Genomic DNA, 16,715 nt, shown 5'->3' on the forward strand with positions numbered 1-16,715 from the left:
CCGGGAGAACCCCCGGACCCCGCCGCACCCCTCCGATCGCGCGACAGCTAAACCTCTGGCCGCCCTTCCGACACCAGCTGCACGCGAGAGACCTCATAAACGTCGATGTGTTGCACGAATCCGGTGTTGTCACCGTTTGCGGCAGCCCACCCCTCGCTCTCGGGAGCCTTCTTCAGCGCCTCCTCCGACTCGAACGCCATGATCGAGAACGCATCTGGCTTGGGAGCCCCTTCCGGGATCCCCCAGTTCATCATCGGGTTGTTGTTAAGGAATGTGTGCCACCAGGCGACACCGGGGATCGACTTACCGATGTCCGCATGTTTGCTCAGATAGTGGTCGCGGAACTCCTCGGGCGAGGTGCCCGCCCAGCGGTAGAGAGCGAACAGATACACGGGCTGGTTCTCGATGGAGACCATGGAATGAGACCTTTCTGTTGTGGGCGCCGACGACACGACCACCGGCGCCGAGGGAGATCGATGGGTGCGCCCGCGCGGCCTAGTCGACGAAACGAACCGGCAGTGCGGCGGGCCCGTAGAAGTTGAAGCTCTTCTTGGCGGCCGGATCCTGATCCACCAGCTCGACGCCGGAGAACCGGGTGATGATCTTCTCCAGCACCATCCGCAACTCCATCCGCGTGAGCGATGTGCCCGGGCAGACGTGCGGTCCCCCACCGAACGCGACGTGATTGGCCGCGAGCTGCTTCCGGTCAATGTCCATCCGGTCAGGGTCGTCGAACACCTTGGGATCCCGGTTCGACGTGCCCATCCCCACCCAGAGCATGTCGCCGGCCTTGAGCTGCTGCCCGCCCAGCTCGATATCCTCGGTGACAGCACGGAAGGATCCCTGCACCGGGGAGTACATGCGCAGCATCTCCTCCATGAACTGCGGGATCCGATCGGTTTCCGCCTTCAGCTCGGCCCACATCTCAGGATTCCGACCGAGGAACTCGATCATCTTCGACAGCGCGGTGGCCGAGGTCTCGCTGCCGCCGACCATCGTCAGCTGAAGCACCTGGAACAGGTCATCCCGGCTGAGCGGCGTCTCGCTGGCAGCGTTGAGCTTTACGATCCGCGAGATGAGGTCCTCGGTCGGATTGGCCTCCCGATCGTCGATCTGCCTGTTGCAGTAGGCGTCGAAGCCGTACCGGGTGTCGACGAGCGCCTCGATCTGCTCGTCGGTTTGGTCGGGGTTGCCGACCATCGAGTTGAACCCCTCGGTCCAGTCGAGCATCTGCGGGACCATGTCCCGCGGGAATCCGAGTATGTCGGCGATGACCGTCATCGTGTATTGGTTAGCGAATCCATCGACGAACTCGACCTCCTCTCCGGCCGCGATCCCATCGACGAAGATGTCGGCCGTCTCCTCGATGCGCGGAGCCCAGGACTTGAGCGCGTTCGGGGTGAGGGCGCCCATGATCAGCCGACGATGGCGACCGTGCTCCGGCGGGTCTGCGAAGAGGAGGACCTTCCGGTCGCTCGTCCCGTAGTCCTCACCGAGCTCGTCTTTGGCCCCGGGACGCTGGGCAGCCATGTCGACCATGCGCTGCCACTCGTCGGACACCTGCTCACCGAGCATCTTCTTGGTCGAGAACACCGAGGCGTCCTTGAACACCTTCTGCGCGTGTTCGTGGTCGGCCACCACCCAGAATCCGAGGGCGTCACTGCGGGAGACCGGACACTCCGAGCGCACCTCGTCAAAGGCGGCGTGCGGGCACTTCAGCTGCTCATCGTCGAGGCCGAAGAACTTCTCATACTGAAACTCGGTTGCCATCCCTCACGCTCCCCGGTTGGTAAATCCACCGACGTACTCGAAGGTGCGGACGCTGCCGAATCCCTCGAGCAGCCCGCGGAGCTCGTCGTTGATGGACCCGTAGATCCGGAGATCGAGAACGTCCACGTTCGACATGAGCGCACCCACGACCTCCTGGTCCATCTCCTTGAGGTGCTGCAGGAACGCGTCGGCGTCCCTGTAATGCTCGTGAGCGAAGAGGATCCCCGCACCTTTGTCGATGTAGAAGTTGTGCCCGTACAGATGGCCCCCCTCCCGCTCGGTGCTCGCACTGAGGTCCTTTACGACCGAGCTGAGTCGCTCGAGCGACACGCCCTCATGGATCTTCATCTCCGAAGTGGCCCGCACCTCGTTGCTGCTGTCCGCCATATCGGCTTCCCTTCGACTGAATTGAACTTACTTCTGTTACGGTATGTGAGCTTCCACACACTGTCAACGACTGGTCGCGCTTCCGACTGTTCGCCGACACGAGCCGATCCGAGGACCTACGATGCCTGATCCCCACGCCGCACTGACCGACACAGACCGAGCCGAGATCCTCGCCTTGACCTCGCGTTATGCACACGCCCTCGACCGTCACACCTGGGGGAAACTCGAGTTGGTGTTCGCACCGGATGCGACGATGGAATTCGCCGGGCTACCTCCCGAGACCGGCCCAGCGGCGATCGCCGCGACGTGCGCCCGGGCGCTCGAACCACTCGACGCGAGCCAGCACCTGGTGGGCTCTGTCCTGCTCGAGACGGCCGGGGATTCGGTGACGGTCTCGAGCTATTTCCATGCCCAACACGTCCGCACGGTGGATGGCCGGGCGGCCCTCTTCACGGTCGCTGGTACCTACGACGATCTAGTCGAACGACGCCCCGAGGGCTGGCGGATATCTTTCAGACGTCAGTCGGTCAGTTGGCAGGCCGGCGACCCGCGCATACTGGCCTGACCGCGGCGCCAGCCGAACGGCAATCGGTCCAGCCCAAGACCGACATTGATTGCCCGGCACGTCAGATGTTCAGCTGAGGGCCACCACACACTTTCCGGTGGTCCGTCCCGACAGCATGTCCACAACAGCCTGGGGCGCCGACTCCAGCCCCTCGTACCGTGCGAGATCCAGCGTCAAACGGCCAGACCCCCACAGATCCGCGATGTGCGCCCGCGCTTCCGGGAGCTGGTCCGCGAATGTGCCCGCCAGAAAGCCCCGGAGGTTCAGGTCCTTGGTCGTCGCGGCGAAAAGGTTCTCCGGCGCATGCGGAGGTTGCCCGTCGTACCCCGCGATCGCTCCACACAGAGCGACCCGGCCATACGGGCGCAGGTGGTCGAGCGCGGCCCGCAGATGCTCCCCTCCCACACTGTCGAAATACACATCGATCCCGTCAGGGCTGAACTCGGACAGCGGGCCGTCCAGGCCGTCGCGCCAGTTGAAGGCGGCATCCAGTCCGAGCACCTCGGTGAGATAGGCGACCTTTTCCGCACTGCCGGCACTCCCGATCACCCGACACCCGTGCGCCTTGGCCAACTGCGCCGCCACACTGCCCACCGCGCCGGCCGCAGCGGACACCCAGACCACGTCCTCGAACCTTAGCGAGGCCACCTCGAAAAGCCCGGCCCACGCCGTGAGGCCCGTCATTCCCAGTAGTCCCACCTGGAGTTCCGGCGGGCCCAACTCACTGTCCAACTTGGCCAGCGCCCCGGCCACACCCAAAGCCTGGTTACTCGGGTCGACCAGCGCGTAGTCGCGATATCCGAGATCGTGATGAACAAGATCCCCGGGAGCAAAGCCGTCCACGTCGGACTCGACCACCTCGCCCACCGCCATTCCCGCCAGCGCCTCCCCCGGCTTGAGCGCCGGCAGGTACCCGGGAGGTGAAACGGGATCAAGACGCAGACGCGTGGCGGCATCAACCGACAGGAGCCGATTCTGGATCAGGACGTGCCCCGGCGCCATGACGGGCATTTCCGCGGGCACCACCTCTAGATCCTCCGCAGCGAGTGCGCCGTCGGGGTGGCGCACCAGGCGCACCTCGCGATTGATCCGCCGTTTCGCGCCTGATGCCCTGCCGTGCAAAGTCGTGTCGGTCACCGATGACCCGCCTTCCGGTTTGTGGAGTCCCGCCCGATAGACACCCACGTGTGGGGTGGCTCACATCAAGCTAAATGAACTGACTTCACTTTGCTTGCGATTCGACGAGATGCACTGAGCCAATCTGAAACTCGATGCCGTAGCGCGCGTTGGTGCGACACCACAGATGCCCGCCCAGAACACGAGCGGAGGGGGCCCGCTTCCCATGGACGTTCGCCTAACTTTCCCGCCTACATCGGCGGCGCGCCGGTCTCCCCCTCGGGGACCCCGCGCCGCCGTAGCTCCGCCTCGGCCCGCGCCAGGCCCCCGTGCTCGAGCGCGGCCAGGTAGCTGTGGTCCGACCACACCAGTCGGCCCCGCCGCCGAACCTCGACCTCGAGCTCGCCGGCGAGGTGCTCGATCGCCCCGGCCGAATTCCGTCCCTGCGACGGCAGCGGCACCGGCAGCACGTGCGCACGCTCGAGCGGCGACCGCCCCACCACGCGCACCTGCCAGCCGTAGCCGCGACCGGCCAGCCGCCATTCGTCGTCGCCCACCTCGGCGCGCACGGGCGAGACGACCGGGTTGCCCAGCCGGATCACCCGCCCCCCGGGCAGCCGCACGACCAGTGCGGTGACCTCAGTGCGCAGCGGACCCGAGTGGATCTGCCCGCCGGCGAAGGCGACGCAGGTGTCGGGCTCGCTGAACGCCTGCGCCTGCCCCCACCACCAGGAGTCGGGGAATCCCTCCGCGCCCCAATTCTTCTCGCCGTAGACCTCGGCGCCGTCGAACTCCCAGCGCTGCCCGTCGAGTTCGGCCCACCCGTGTGCGCGCCCGCCGAGCAGCCAGGGGTGCCAGTACTGATTGAGCGCGGGCACGGACTGGAAGATGCTCGACCCACCGACCGCGGGGTGCGGCCACTCGACGGGGTCGGTGATGTCCACGTGGAGCCGCGCGCCGTCGCCCAGGTCCACACGGATTCCGTCGTGGCGGTACTCGAACAGGTCCCCGGACCGGGCCCCGACGCGGTGCGGGTGCGCCCAGCCGTGGGGTGCGGCGGCCAGGCGGAGGGAGGAGAAGATCGACGACGACCGCCCCTCACCGTCCCGCCACGTTCCGCCCGCTTCGACCGGCAGTCGCACCTCGTCCGCGGCCAGCCCGAGCGTGGCCCACTGCCCTTCGGGCCCCCGGTTGACCCCGATCAGCGCGATGACCACCCGCCCGCGATCGGAATCCGTGAGCCGGAGGAAGTAGCCCTCCATGTCCACGCCGTGTGCTCGGAGCGGATCGCCGAAGGGCACGTCTGCGCCGGTGGCCCGGTACCAGCCGAGGAGGCTCATGCTGCCAGCGTCGCACATGAGGCCTAACTTGGATACCGTGACCTCACCGCCTCTCGCACTCCGCCCGCCGAGCAACCGCGTCGACCCGCGCTGCCGGAGGTGGTGGACAGCGCAGGCCGCCCTGGTCGTGGTCGGCCTGCTGATCGCGCTCTCGGTCGTCCCGTTGTTCCTGGGCCCGTTGCTGCTGCTCGCCCCCGCGGTGTGGCTCGTGATCGGCGCGGCGGCGATCGTGGTGGTTCCGCGCGTGCGCTGGTCGATCCACCGCTGGGAGGAGACCGACACCGCCATCTACAGCCGTAGTGGACTGTTCTGGGAGGAGTGGCGCGCGGCGCCGCTGTCGCGGGTACAGACCGTCGACAAGACCCGCGGGCCCCTGGAGCGGTTGTTCGGTCTCGCGACGGTGGTGGTGACCACGGCGTCGTCGAAGGGCGCGGTCCGGATTCGTTCCCTCGACGCGCAGGTGGCCGAGGAGATGGCCCGGCGTCTCACCGTGACCGCCGAGGGCGACCAGCGGGACGCGACATGACGGCACGAGCACAGCGTCTGGACCGTCGGACCATCACCGCGAGCACGGTCATCGCGGCCGGCGCCCTGCTCCTCGCGGCGATCCCCACAGCGATCGGCATGGTCCTCGGCGGGCTCGGCGCCGGCTGGGTCGCGCTGTGGTGTGTCGCCGGGCTCGTCATCGGCACCGCATCGACCGCGGCCATGGAGGCGATCCGCCTCGCCGTCACCACCTTCCGCCTCGACGACCACCGCGTCGAACGGCGCGTCCGTTTCCTGGCCAGCACCACCACGTCCATCGCCACCTCCCGGGTACGCAGCGTGGAGATCTCGGCGAATGTGGTCCAGCGACGGATGGGCATCGCGACGGTGAAGCTCTCCAGCGGCGAGACCGACGGAGCACGCCTCACCCTGGCCTCGCTCGATCGGCAGGCCGCCGAGGGATTGCGACGCCGACTGCTGGCCGATCGCGCCTCGGCGGACTCCACCGAGGTCGCGCGCGTCGATCCGGGCTGGGTGCGCTACGCCCCGGCGAGTCTCATGACCCCCATGTTCGGTCTCATCGCGGTGGGCGTGGTGTTCCAGGTGGCCGACTGGTTCCAGGCGGTTCCCGAGATACTGTCCTGGGTCTGGGGCCGCATCGAGGACGTCCCGATCCCCCTGCTCGTCGTGGCCGCGATCCTGGCGGTCCTGCTGGTCGGGTCGCTGATCTCGGCGGTGTTGTTCGTCGAGAACTGGTGGGCGATGCGCCTGCATCACCACCGGGACGGCTCGCTCGAGATGCGCCGCGGCCTGCTCGTGGGTCGGCACACGACGCTGGACGGCAGCCGGATCCGCGGTATGACCCTGCACGAACCCCCCGGTTTCCGCATGGTCGCCGCCGCGCGCCTGGACGTCGTCGCGATCGGGGTGGGAATCGGCAACGACGAGAACGGCCAGACCAAGCCGAGCCCCGCCCTGGTGCCGGCCTCACCGCGCGACGTGCCGGTCGGGGTCGCCGAGTCGGTGCTCGGGGTGGAGCTGCCCGGGTCGGGGTCGCTACGTGCCCACCCGCCCCGGGCCCGACGACGACGACACCTCCGCGCCCTCCTGACCACCCTCGCCCTCACCGCGTTCGCACTCGTGCCGGCGCTGGTGTGGTCATCGCTGTGGTGGGTGCCCGTCGCCGTGGTCGCGGTCTCCGGGGCGGTCTCGGCGTGGATCGCGTCCGACAACTCCCGCGGATTGGGCCACGCGGTCACCGACCGTGTGGTGGCACTGCGCAAGGGGTCGATCATGCGGCGAACCGACGTCCTCACCCGGGATGGGATCCTGGGCTGGAACATCCGCCGCACCCCGTTCCAGCGTCGCGCGGGCCTGGTCACCCTGTTCGCGACCTCGGCCGGCGGCACGGGCGCATTCCGGCTCCCCGACCTCGGCCACGACCAGGCGGCGCAGGTCTGGCGCACCGCCGGCGACGTGTGGGATCACCTGGCGCTCTAATCGGCGTCGAGGGGCCTGACGTCCGTGGCGGGATCCAGCTTGCGGACAAGGCTCGGGGCGAGTTCGGCGAGATCGAACTCGGCCAGGAGTCGGCGGGCCTCGTCGTCGTCGACCCCGGCGAGGATCCGCGCGATGGTCACCCCATGCGTGGGAACGGTGACCACCCGGATCTCCTCCCCCGCCTCCACCGGGCCGGCGGTGAGGACCCGCGCATACGCGCCGGGGCGACCGCCCTCGGTGAACCGGCGCACCCACTTCGGGCGACCGACGCGGTGCGCGAAGGTCTGGCACGGGATGCGCGGCGTGGTGATCTGCAGGCGCAGTCCGCCGGTTCCCACCTCGAGCTCGGTTCCGATCTGCAGCTGGGAGGTGTCGATGCCGGTGACCCGCAGGTTCTCGCCGAAGAAGCCCAGCGGGACGGGTCCGCCGAGCTCAAACTCCCACTGCTCGACATCCGAATCCGAGAGCAGATAGACGGCCTTCCACTCGCCGCCGTGATGCTCGCGGTCGGCCTGGATGTCGCCGTGGAGGCCCAGGCGACGCACTGCGACAGGGCCCTCGACGGGGCGCTTGTCGATCGCCGAGACACCCACGCGGCCGGGCACGGTGAGCAACTGGTCGACCACGCACACGGCGCGGATCGTGAAGGCGTCCGGGACGCCGGCCGACTCGACGCCCGACATCAGTGGCCGAATCGCCGGTTGCGGGCGCCGTAGTCGCGCAGCGCGCGCAGGAAGTCGACGCGGCGGAACGCCGGCCAGTAGGCCTCGGTGAACCAGATCTCCGAGTACGCGCTCTGCCACAGCAGGAACCCGGACAGCCGCTGCTCGCCGGAGGTGCGGATCACCAGGTCAGGGTCGGGCTGACCGGAGGTGTAGAGGTGCTCGCCGATCCCCTCTACGGTCATGGCATCGACCAACTCCTGGCCGGTACGGCCCTCCGCGATGAGCTGCGCGACGAGGTCGCGGGCGGCGTCGGCGATCTCGTGTCGGCCGCCGTAGCCGATCGCCACGTTGACCTTGCAGCCCGGCCGTCCGACGCTCGCCTTCTCGGCGGCGCGCAACCGCGCGGCGATCTTCTCCGGGAGCACCTCGAGGCGGCCGACGATCCGGACCTCCCAGTTGCGGTCGGGCCCGGTGATCTCGTCGACGACATCGGCGATGACCTGGAGCAGTTCCTCGAGCTCGGCGGCGTCGCGGCCCAGGTTCTCGGTGCTGAGAAGGTAGATCGTGGCCACGTCCACGCCGAGCTCGTCGCACCAGCCGAGCAACTCCGCGATCTTGGTGGCACCGGCGCGATAGCCATGACTCACATCGGTGAATCCGGCCTCGCGTGCCCAGCGCCGGTTTCCGTCCGCCATCACGGCGATGTGGCGGGGCAGCCTCGACTCGTCCAGCGAGGCGCGCAGGCGCGACTCGTAGAACGTGTACAGGGGTGAGGAGGCGTCCACGCGGGACAGAGTACCGCGCGGTGCCCCCTCGACCGAGCGCCGCCTCGACCACCATCGGATCATCCGCGGCGACCCTTTCGCACCGCTTCGGCGAGTGTGCGCAGGCTGTCGGCAGTGGTGTCCCAGCCGATGCAGGCGTCGGTGACGGACTGGCCGTACACCAACTCGGCGGCCTCCACCGACTGGGCCCCGGGCTCGATGAAGCTCTCCACCATGAGACCGGAGATGCCGTGCTCGCCACCGGCGATCCGATCGGCGAGCTCGCCGACGACCTCGGCCTGGCGCACATGGGACTTGCCGGAGTTGGCGTGGCTCGCATCGACCATGACCAGACCCGGGAGCCCGACCTTCGCGACCGATGCCACGGCGGCGGCCACCGACTCGGCGTCGTGATTCGGGCCACCGGTGCCGCCGCGCAGGATCACGTGACAGTCGTTGTTGCCGGCGGTCTCGACCACGGACGCGCGCCCCTCCGCGTCGGTGCCGAAGAACACGTGCCGCGACGCCGACGACCGGCAGCCGTCCACTGCGACCTGCACCTCACCGTCGGTGCCGTTCTTGAAGCCGACCGGCATGGACAGCCCCGACACGAGCTGGCGGTGCACCTGGCTCTCGGTCGTGCGTGCGCCGATCGCGCCCCAGGAGACGGCGTCCGCGATGTACTGCGGGCTGGTCGGCTCGAGGAACTCGGTGCCGACGGGAAGTCCCAGGTCGAGCACGTCGAGCAACAGCTTGCGCGCGGTACGCAGGCCACGCGGGATGTCGTAGCTGCCGTCCAGCGCCGGGTCGTTGATGAGACCCTTCCAGCCGACGGTGGTGCGCGGCTTCTCGAAGTAGACGCGCATGACGATCAGCAGGTCCTCGGCGAGCTCCTCACTCAGGGCGGCGAGGCGCCTGGCGTAGTCGAGCGCGGCCTCGGTGTCATGAACCGAGCAGGGGCCAACCACCACGAGCAGGCGGTCATCGCGGCCGGCCAGCACATCGGCCACATCGCCGCGGCTGCGCTCGACGAGCGCCTCGCGGGCCGCACCCAGCGGCATCTCACCGAGGATCTCGGTGGGGGTCGGCAGCGGCGAGTACGACAGGACCCGTCGGTCAGCGGTCTGGGTGGGATTCTCGGCGGTGATGGTCACGGCGGTGCGCTCCTGGTATCTCGGTGGTGGCGGGCCGGGTGCCGTGATCTGACGATGCCCTCGTCGACACCCGGGCCGCCTGTCTGAAATGGCGGGAGGCGGCGACCATGCTGGTCACCGCCTCTGGGCTCCGGGTGTCGACGTCCCTTCTAGAGGACGCGTGCGCTCGCGGCGCGGGCTCCACCCGGAGCCCACATAAAGCGCCAATAGGCGCGAGCGTTCGACATGCGGGCCACCATAACAGAACCTCCCATCGGGGCGGCGGCGGGGCGGCCGCGCCCCGGCGGACATCACAGGGGCCAGAGAACAGTGGCTCGAACACTTGATCTAACTATTCCTCCCCCGTAGACTAGTTCATACGTTCGATGTCGCGGTTCGACCGACGAGGAGGCGGTGAGCATGGCCATGACGAGGCCTGGGTCCACCGGCCCGCTCCGCGCGGTCCTGGACCCCGTCGACGAGCTCGATCCCGATGCGGTGAGCGACGCCGCCCGACACGCCACGAAGGCACAGAACCTCGCCGGGGCCACGCGCCTGGAGGCCGCTTTCCGCCTTGTCGAGGCCTTCCGCAGAACCGACGAAGCCGAGAAGACCGCGGCACGTCCGGCGTTCGCCCGACTGGAACCCGCCGACCGCGCCAGGAACGAGTTGTCCGCCGCAATGTGCCTGACCAGCTGGCACGCTGCCCGGCTCGTTTCCGCCGGCATACAGCTCCACACTCGCCTTCGACTTCTCCGCGACTCCGTCTCCCACGGCCTGTTCCCCGAGCAGCTCGCCATCGACACCGCATGCCGACTGGCCGAAGTGCCCGACCGGATCGTGCGTTCCGTGGAATCCGACGTAGTCCGCATGCTGGGCCGGGCACTCGACGGCGGCAGCAGACCCAGCCGCACCGCCCTGGATGCGATTGTCGATGCGGCGGTGACCAAACATGACCCAGGATCTCGCGAAGACGCGGTCGCCGCCGCTTATGAACAGCGCAAAGTCCGTTTCCGCCCGGGGCCCAACGGCATGACCACCATGTGGGCGAATCTGCCCGCAGCTGATGCCGAGAAGCTCCGCCGTCGGATCGACTCGGCCGCCCAGGCCGCACTGGATGCCCTCCACCCGCGTACCCGGGACCAGCTTCGAGCGGACGCGCTGTGCGCGCTCGGCGACCCCACCACGAATGATGTGTGTGACCCGCTCGGCGACGAGACGACCGGCAGCCCGTGGGCCACCGACTCGCCGGTCCGCATCTGCGTCATCGACGGTCGTGCGCAGGGCCTACCCAACCAGGTCGAGTTCGTCCGAGGCGCGTACGCCAGCTTCGACTGGCTGTGCGAGCAGCTGCTAGCGGGCGGCGACTCGAAGGTGCGCTTCGAGGTGGTCGACCCCGCCCCCGGCGCGCTCGACTCTCCCGACGCGGGCCTGAAGTATGTCATCAGTGCGGCGCTCGCCGAGCGCATCCGTCTTCGTGACGGCACCTGCCGGCACCCGGGTTGCACTGTCGATGCGAAAGACTGCGACGTCGACCATATTCTGGCGTTCGACCAGTTGAACCCCGCCCTAGGCGGCCCGACAGCCGAGTGGAACCTGCTCTGCCTGTGCCGCAAGCACCATCGCGAGAAGACATTCGGTCACAACGCCTACCGACCGGGCCCACTCGGCGAGCTGATCATCATCACAGGCTCCGGACACGAGTACCGAACGCTCCCCGGTGGCCCACTCGCCCGCGCCCGCGACCAGATACTCGAACACCAATGGCGAGAACACGTCGCACACCTCATCGCCGAGGACAACCACGTCACCAATCCCCCGGGAGCCGACCGGCAATACCGCCGGAACCCCTCGTATGGCGCGCCACCCTCCCACGAGGACGTCGGCGGCGATCCCCGCTCCGCTTGAGCGCACACCCACCCGCTCGGCATGCTCAGCGCTGCCACGTGTCCGAACGCCCGGCCACCTCATGGATCGCATCGATCTCTCGCAGCCCCATTCGCCGGGGCTGGGATCGTAGGTACCGGCCGACGCCCCTACGCGGCACCACCACGACCGCGCCATCGGTCGGCTGCGTCCTGACCGTGAACCCGCGGCGGGCGCCCACCACGACGATCAGTCCGGTCACCGGGACCGGGAAGCCAACTCGTTCCGCGAGCATGCACGAAGCCCGCGTGGCTTCGTAGCGACTGTTACGTACGTAGGGAACTCTGCGTCCGTTGACCATCACCGTGTCTCCGCCCACCCACACCGCCGCCTTCGGGTGGTGCTTGGCGTTCACTGTGACCACGCCGCCGGGGCCGATCACGATGTGGTCGATATCGGCACCACGGTCCCCGACCCGGACCGCGTGCAGGACTCGCCACTCAGTCCCGACGCGCGAGAGTTGTTCGGCGACCGCCTCCTCGCCATCGGCGCCGATCCGCCAGGCTCGCTCATTCGTGTTCGCATCGACGAGCCGGGCCAACAGGTGGCGCACCCGGCCCTGAGCCCGGCGTTCGGCCAACGCACACTCGCGCGCCGCAGCACCGGCACGCACATCAGCGAGGTCGCGCCAGCTCCTCCCCGGCGGCGTCGGCATTGATGAGACGACACCAGCCGGGGGCGGGCCTTGCCGGGCCTGCGTGTCGGAGGTGTCAAAGGTGTCGAAGTGCTCATCTATCGCTGCTCGCAGCAGCGGCAGGTTCGACATGTCATCGGAGTGGAAACGTCCCGTCTTCATGTCGAGGTAGCCCAGATCAGTGCCACCGGGAGTGGCGGCGTACAACCTGTCGTGCCCGAAACGGGCCCACCGGCGAACGATCCACTCCGTCACGAGGTCTCCCCCTCGTCGCACGCCGAGGTCGTCGAGATAGTCAGATAATGCCCGATCATCGGTTGTCCTTTGCCAGTTCATCCGGCAGCTGGAGAACCCGGGCGGGGTGAGGGCGACGAAGACGGCGCGGAGGCGCTGCACGCGCACTCGAGAGGGAGGGGACGCCCGAGGACTCGCGCTACATGAGGGGTTCGTGGCCGCGCCGGGGCGCCAGCACGGCCGCCAACAGCATAGATGACCCGTTTCTCGGCCGGACGGAGTTCCGGAGCGCAAGCCATTAGGTGACCGGGAATACCAGACCGGGTCCTTTTGTTTGACATGTCAGCAAGTTAGAATAGGGCCGACGCCCCAGGCAGATCACGACAGACCAAACGAGAGGCCATCACCATGCAGTTCGGAGTCTTCAGCATCGCCGACATCACGCCGGACCCGCTGACAGGCGAGATACCCACCGAGCACGAGCGATTGGAGGCGATGGTCGAGTACGCGGTACAGGCGGAGCAGGTCGGACTGGACGTCTTCGCGCTGGGCGAGCACCACAACCCGCCGTTCGTCACGTCCTCCCCCACCACGACGCTCGGCTACATCGCGGGCAGGACCTCCGAGATCATCCTCTCGACGGCCACCACGCTGATCACCACCAACGACCCGGTGAAGATCGCCGAGGACTACGCCATGCTCCAGCACCTGGCCGGCGGCCGGGTGGACCTGACGATGGGCCGCGGCAACACCGGCCCGGTGTACCCGTGGTTCGGCCAGGACATCCGCCAGGGCCTGCCGCTGGCCATCGAGAACTACGAACTGCTCCACCGACTCTGGAACGAGGACGTCGTGGACTGGGAGGGCAAGTTCCGCACGCCGCTCCAGCAGTTCACCTCGACCCCGCGCCCGCTCGACGGCGTGGCCCCGTTTGTGTGGCACGGCTCGATCCGCTCCCCGCAGATCGCCGAGCAGGCCGCCTTCTACGGTGACGGCTTCTTCCACAACAACATCTTCTGGCCGATCAGCCACACCAAGCAGATGGTCGAGCTGTACCGCCGCCGCTACGAGCACTACGGCCACGGCTCCGCCGACCAGGCGATCGTCGGCCTGGGCGGGCAGTTCTTCGCCCGCGCCAACAGCCAGGACGCCGTCAACGAGTTCCGCCCCTACTTCGACAACGCCCCCGTCTACGGCCACGGCCCGTCGCTGGAGGACTTCACCGCACAGACCCCGCTCACGGTGGGCTCGCCGCAGCAGATCATCGACCGCTACATGACGATGCGCGAGCACGTCGGCGACTATCAGCGCCAGATGTTCCTGGTCGACCACGCCGGCCTGCCGCGGAAGACGGTCCTCGAGCAGATCGAGATCCTCGGCACCGAGATCGTGCCCGTACTGCGCCGCGAGCTGGACGCCCTGCGCCCGGCCCACGTGCCGGACGGCCCCACCCACGCCGGCCGGGTCGCCGCCCGCGACGCCGAACTGGCCGCGTCCGGCGAGCCCGCCTACGACGACGCCTACCGCTTCGGCACCGGCGACAACTGGACGGGCCTGACCGTCGAGGGCGGTCAACGCGCCCAGGAGCAGTCCCTGGCCCGCGACCGCCGCAACCAGACCCGCCTCGAGCAGTCGCAGGCCGGGAAGGAGAACAAGTGAACACCCACGCCACCAACCCCGCCGGCGAACGGCCGCTGAACCTCGTCGTCGTCGCCGCAGGGACCTCGGTGCCCTCCAGCACCAGGATGCTCGCCGACCAGCTCACCAAGGCCACCCGTGACGCGCTGGCGCGGCACGGCCAGGACGTCCACGTGACGGTCCTGGAGGTGCGGGAGCTCGCGCACGAGATCGTCGACGCCACCTTCACGCGGTTCCCCGGCGACAAACTCAAGGTCGCAGTGGAGGAGATCGGACGCGCCGACGGCGTGATCGCGGTGACGCCGACCTACAACCAGTCGTACTCGGGCCTGTTCAAGGCACTGTTCGACGTGATCGAACCCGGCACCCTCACCGGCGTCCCCGTGGCGCTCGGCGCGACCGGCGGCACCGCGCGACACTCGCTGGCGATCGACTACGCGCTGCGGCCGATGTTCGCCTACCTCAAGGCCGACGTCGTGCCCACCACGGTGTTCGCCGCGAGCGAGGACTTCGGCGCGGTGACCACCGCCGCCGACGAGAACTCGCTGGCCTCCCGGACGGCGCGCGTCGGAACCGAGTTGGGTGACTACATGTTGCGCTTCGCCGGCGTGACGGCCGGCGCCGTGGCACCCACCCGCGCCGACGCGGGCCGGGGACGAAGGACCGACGACGACGAGTTCGGCGACTTCGTGCCCATGGGAGATCTGTTGGGCCGCTGATCAGGTCAGCGACACGGGGCGGGGCTCAGGAGCGATCCTGGACCTCGTCGCCTTCCACACCGGCACGGTCCGTGCCCTCGTCGGCGAGCTGATCCGCCTCCGGGTGCTCGGCGTCGAAACTCTCCGGCAGACCCTTGATGTGCTTGTTCATGTTGCGGATCAGCAGGATCGTGGCGATCAGCAGGAGCAGTACCACCGGGATGCCGATCGGCGACGCCTTACCGAACTCCGGTCCGAGCGGGTTGTCGTTGTACCCAGGCGTGCCCGGCGACTGGTTCTGCGCCAGCACCATCGCCGACTCGTACGCCAGAATCTGGACTTCGGGCCCCAGGGTGATCATCGCGGGTCCTCACTCGTGCTCGGTCCGACGGGCAGGTCGACGTGCGGGTCGACGCCCTCGAACAGGTCTGCCTCGTATTGTCCCTCACCGAGCTCCGGCGAGCCCACCCGGCTGGCGGCCAGCTCGAACTCCTCGGTCGGCCAGACCCGCTGCTGCATCTCCACCGGGGCCGCGAAGAACCAGCCGTTGGGGTCGATCTGGGTGGCATGCGCCAGCAGCGCCGAGTTTCGCTGTTCGAAGTAGCCCGCACACTCCACGCGCGTGGTGACCCGCTCCATGATGTCCGGGCGGTCGCCCCAGCGGGACAGGAACTCCTCGAAGTGGCGGACCCCGTCCCGGGCGTACAGCTCGTCGTCCAGCAACTGCAGGCGGCTCTTGGGGAAGCCGTGCGTGTAATAGACCTTGGCGATCGCCCACGGGTCGCCGGCCTCCGAATAGCGGGTGGGATCGGCGGCGGCCTCGTAGGCGGCCATCGATGCTGAATGCACCTTCAGATGATCCGGGTGGGGATACCCACCGTTCTCGTCGTAGGTGATCATCACGTGCGGCCGGAACTCCCGGATCCTGCGGACCAGGGCCCCGGTCGCCTCGTCGTCGTCGACCAGGGCGAAACATCCCTCGGGCAGCGGCGGCAGGGGGTCGCCCTCGGGCAACCCCGAGTCCACGAACCCCAACCAGTGGTGGTCGACGCCCAGGATGTCGGCCGCGCGCGCCATCTCGCGGCGCCGCACGGCAGGTAGGTCCGCGGTGATGTCCGGGCGGTCCATCGCCGGGTTGAGGATGTCGCCACGCTCACCCCCGGTGCAGGTCTCCACCAGGACGCGGACACCCTCGGCCGCGTACCTGGCCATGGTCGCGGCCCCCTTGGACGCCTCGTCGTCGGGATGGGCGTGAACCGCCATCAGCCGGAGACCGGCCATCGTGGCACCTGCCGTTCTGTGCTCGCGCTAGTGTGACCGCCCCATTCTAGGGTCGTCCGCGCCGGAGATGCCCCCGGGCGGCCCCGCCGACCCGCCCCCGATAGCCTGGGGGCATGAGTGAGCCGAGGTCGGACGCCACGTCGCCGCGTCCCCCTGCCCTCCCCGAGGGGCGATATGACGGGGTCGACGAGCGGTCCGGGTTCATGGGCAAGGTCGTCGCCGGGTTCCTCGTGGCGCTCGTCCTCGCGCTCCTGGTGGCCGGTGGGTTCACCATCTATCGCCTCAACGCCACGCCCTCCATCACCAGCGAGGTGATCGGCGTCGAGGTGATCGACGAGCAGTCCATGCGCATGTCGATGACCGTCACCCGCGACGAGCCGGGCGAGGCCGCCTACTGCATCGTCCGCGCGCAGGACCAGTCCAAGGGCGAACTCGGCCGCCGCGAGGTCTACGTCCCCCCCTCCGACAACGGCACCGTGCAGGTCGATGCCGAGATCGCCACGACCGGGCGCGCGTACATGGGCGACGTGTACGGGTGTGGCAACGACATCCCCGACTACCTGCGGCGCTAGCCCGTT

At 68.6% G+C, this 16,715-nt stretch carries 18 protein-coding genes; 7 read left to right on the forward strand and 11 right to left on the reverse strand.

Annotation, left to right across the window (positions count from 1 at the left end):
- Window positions 1–47 precede the first annotated feature (47 nt).
- The 3 genes from ACWIFB_RS05285 to ACWIFB_RS05295 form a co-directional block, all read right to left on the reverse strand.
- On the reverse strand, window positions 48–416 hold the full coding sequence (locus ACWIFB_RS05285; protein ID WP_454057560.1) for an EthD family reductase: 369 nt from the start codon (window positions 414–416) through the stop codon (window positions 48–50).
- A 79-nt stretch (window positions 417–495) separates the two neighbouring features.
- Window positions 496–1,770, reverse strand: coding sequence for a cytochrome P450 (locus ACWIFB_RS05290; protein WP_454057561.1), 1,275 nt, complete (start codon window positions 1,768–1,770; stop codon window positions 496–498).
- Between the two features lie 3 nt (window positions 1,771–1,773).
- On the reverse strand, window positions 1,774–2,157 hold the full coding sequence (locus tag ACWIFB_RS05295) for a hypothetical protein (protein ID WP_454057562.1): 384 nt from the start codon (window positions 2,155–2,157) through the stop codon (window positions 1,774–1,776).
- A gap of 121 nt (window positions 2,158–2,278) precedes the next feature.
- On the opposite strand from ACWIFB_RS05295, the gene ACWIFB_RS05300 reads away from it, so the two are divergent.
- Window positions 2,279–2,722 (forward strand): nuclear transport factor 2 family protein, encoded by a 444-nt coding sequence (locus ACWIFB_RS05300; protein ID WP_454057563.1) that lies wholly within the window; start codon window positions 2,279–2,281, stop codon window positions 2,720–2,722.
- A gap of 69 nt (window positions 2,723–2,791) precedes the next feature.
- Here ACWIFB_RS05300 and ACWIFB_RS05305 read toward each other — a convergent pair whose 3' ends face one another.
- Both ACWIFB_RS05305 and ACWIFB_RS05310 read right to left on the reverse strand, forming a co-directional pair.
- Window positions 2,792–3,859 carry a zinc-binding dehydrogenase gene (locus ACWIFB_RS05305; RefSeq protein ID WP_454057564.1) on the reverse strand — a complete coding sequence of 356 codons (1,068 nt, stop codon included), beginning with the start codon at window positions 3,857–3,859 and terminating at the stop codon, window positions 2,792–2,794.
- Window positions 3,860–4,089: 230 nt separating this feature from the next.
- Window positions 4,090–5,178, reverse strand: coding sequence for a tocopherol cyclase family protein (locus tag ACWIFB_RS05310; RefSeq protein ID WP_454057565.1), 1,089 nt, complete (start codon window positions 5,176–5,178; stop codon window positions 4,090–4,092).
- Between the two features lie 37 nt (window positions 5,179–5,215).
- Between ACWIFB_RS05310 and ACWIFB_RS05315 the strand changes: the two genes are divergently transcribed.
- Together ACWIFB_RS05315 and ACWIFB_RS05320 are read left to right on the forward strand one after the other, a co-directional pair.
- Window positions 5,216–5,704 (forward strand): PH domain-containing protein, encoded by a 489-nt coding sequence (locus ACWIFB_RS05315; protein ID WP_452100300.1) that lies wholly within the window; start codon window positions 5,216–5,218, stop codon window positions 5,702–5,704.
- On the forward strand, window positions 5,701–7,164 hold the full coding sequence (locus ACWIFB_RS05320; protein ID WP_454057566.1) for a PH domain-containing protein: 1,464 nt from the start codon (window positions 5,701–5,703) through the stop codon (window positions 7,162–7,164). The genes ACWIFB_RS05315 and ACWIFB_RS05320 overlap by 4 nt, the downstream gene beginning before the upstream one ends.
- Here the strand turns inward: ACWIFB_RS05320 and ACWIFB_RS05325 are convergent.
- Genes ACWIFB_RS05325 through ACWIFB_RS05335 form a run of 3 tightly spaced genes read right to left on the reverse strand, consistent with a single transcriptional unit; the run spans window position 7,161 to window position 9,747 of the window.
- Complete coding sequence (locus ACWIFB_RS05325; RefSeq protein WP_452100302.1) at window positions 7,161–7,847, reverse strand: MOSC domain-containing protein; 687 nt, start codon at window positions 7,845–7,847, stop codon at window positions 7,161–7,163. The two genes, ACWIFB_RS05320 and ACWIFB_RS05325, sit on opposite strands and share 4 nt — an antisense overlap.
- Window positions 7,847–8,614, reverse strand: coding sequence for an isoprenyl transferase (locus tag ACWIFB_RS05330; RefSeq protein WP_452100303.1), 768 nt, complete (start codon window positions 8,612–8,614; stop codon window positions 7,847–7,849). The genes ACWIFB_RS05325 and ACWIFB_RS05330 overlap by 1 nt, the downstream gene beginning before the upstream one ends.
- 59 nt (window positions 8,615–8,673) lie before the next feature.
- Window positions 8,674–9,747, reverse strand: coding sequence for a 3-deoxy-7-phosphoheptulonate synthase (locus ACWIFB_RS05335; RefSeq protein ID WP_454057567.1), 1,074 nt, complete (start codon window positions 9,745–9,747; stop codon window positions 8,674–8,676).
- Window positions 9,748–10,146: 399 nt separating this feature from the next.
- Between ACWIFB_RS05335 and ACWIFB_RS05340 the strand changes: the two genes are divergently transcribed.
- A complete protein-coding gene (locus tag ACWIFB_RS05340; protein WP_454057568.1) occupies window positions 10,147–11,634 on the forward strand; it encodes a DUF222 domain-containing protein in 1,488 nt (495 codons plus the stop codon).
- Between the two features lie 25 nt (window positions 11,635–11,659).
- Here ACWIFB_RS05340 and ACWIFB_RS05345 read toward each other — a convergent pair whose 3' ends face one another.
- On the reverse strand, window positions 11,660–12,682 hold the full coding sequence (locus tag ACWIFB_RS05345) for a nuclease-related domain-containing protein (protein ID WP_454057569.1): 1,023 nt from the start codon (window positions 12,680–12,682) through the stop codon (window positions 11,660–11,662).
- A gap of 246 nt (window positions 12,683–12,928) precedes the next feature.
- On the opposite strand from ACWIFB_RS05345, the gene ACWIFB_RS05350 reads away from it, so the two are divergent.
- Both ACWIFB_RS05350 and ACWIFB_RS05355 read left to right on the forward strand, forming a co-directional pair.
- Complete coding sequence (locus ACWIFB_RS05350; RefSeq protein ID WP_454057570.1) at window positions 12,929–14,179, forward strand: LLM class flavin-dependent oxidoreductase; 1,251 nt, start codon at window positions 12,929–12,931, stop codon at window positions 14,177–14,179.
- On the forward strand, window positions 14,176–14,877 hold the full coding sequence (locus ACWIFB_RS05355) for a CE1759 family FMN reductase (RefSeq protein ID WP_452100308.1): 702 nt from the start codon (window positions 14,176–14,178) through the stop codon (window positions 14,875–14,877). The genes ACWIFB_RS05350 and ACWIFB_RS05355 overlap by 4 nt, the downstream gene beginning before the upstream one ends.
- Before the next feature lie 25 nt (window positions 14,878–14,902).
- Here ACWIFB_RS05355 and ACWIFB_RS05360 read toward each other — a convergent pair whose 3' ends face one another.
- Together ACWIFB_RS05360 and mca are read right to left on the reverse strand one after the other, a co-directional pair.
- The gene (locus ACWIFB_RS05360) at window positions 14,903–15,217 is read right to left on the reverse strand and encodes a hypothetical protein (RefSeq protein ID WP_452100309.1); all 315 of its coding nucleotides are present in this window, start codon (window positions 15,215–15,217) and stop codon (window positions 14,903–14,905) included.
- Window positions 15,214–16,137: a mycothiol conjugate amidase Mca gene (gene mca, locus ACWIFB_RS05365; RefSeq protein WP_452100310.1), complete on the reverse strand. Its 924-nt coding sequence runs from the start codon at window positions 16,135–16,137 to the stop codon at window positions 15,214–15,216. The genes ACWIFB_RS05360 and mca overlap by 4 nt, the downstream gene beginning before the upstream one ends.
- 113 nt (window positions 16,138–16,250) lie before the next feature.
- Here mca and ACWIFB_RS05370 point away from each other — a divergent pair, with 113 nt between their 5' ends.
- Window positions 16,251–16,709 carry a DUF4307 domain-containing protein gene (locus ACWIFB_RS05370; RefSeq protein WP_295647548.1) on the forward strand — a complete coding sequence of 153 codons (459 nt, stop codon included), beginning with the start codon at window positions 16,251–16,253 and terminating at the stop codon, window positions 16,707–16,709.
- Window positions 16,710–16,715: the final 6 nt, after the last annotated feature.

Source organism: Dietzia sp. NPDC055340, assembly GCF_053645335.1.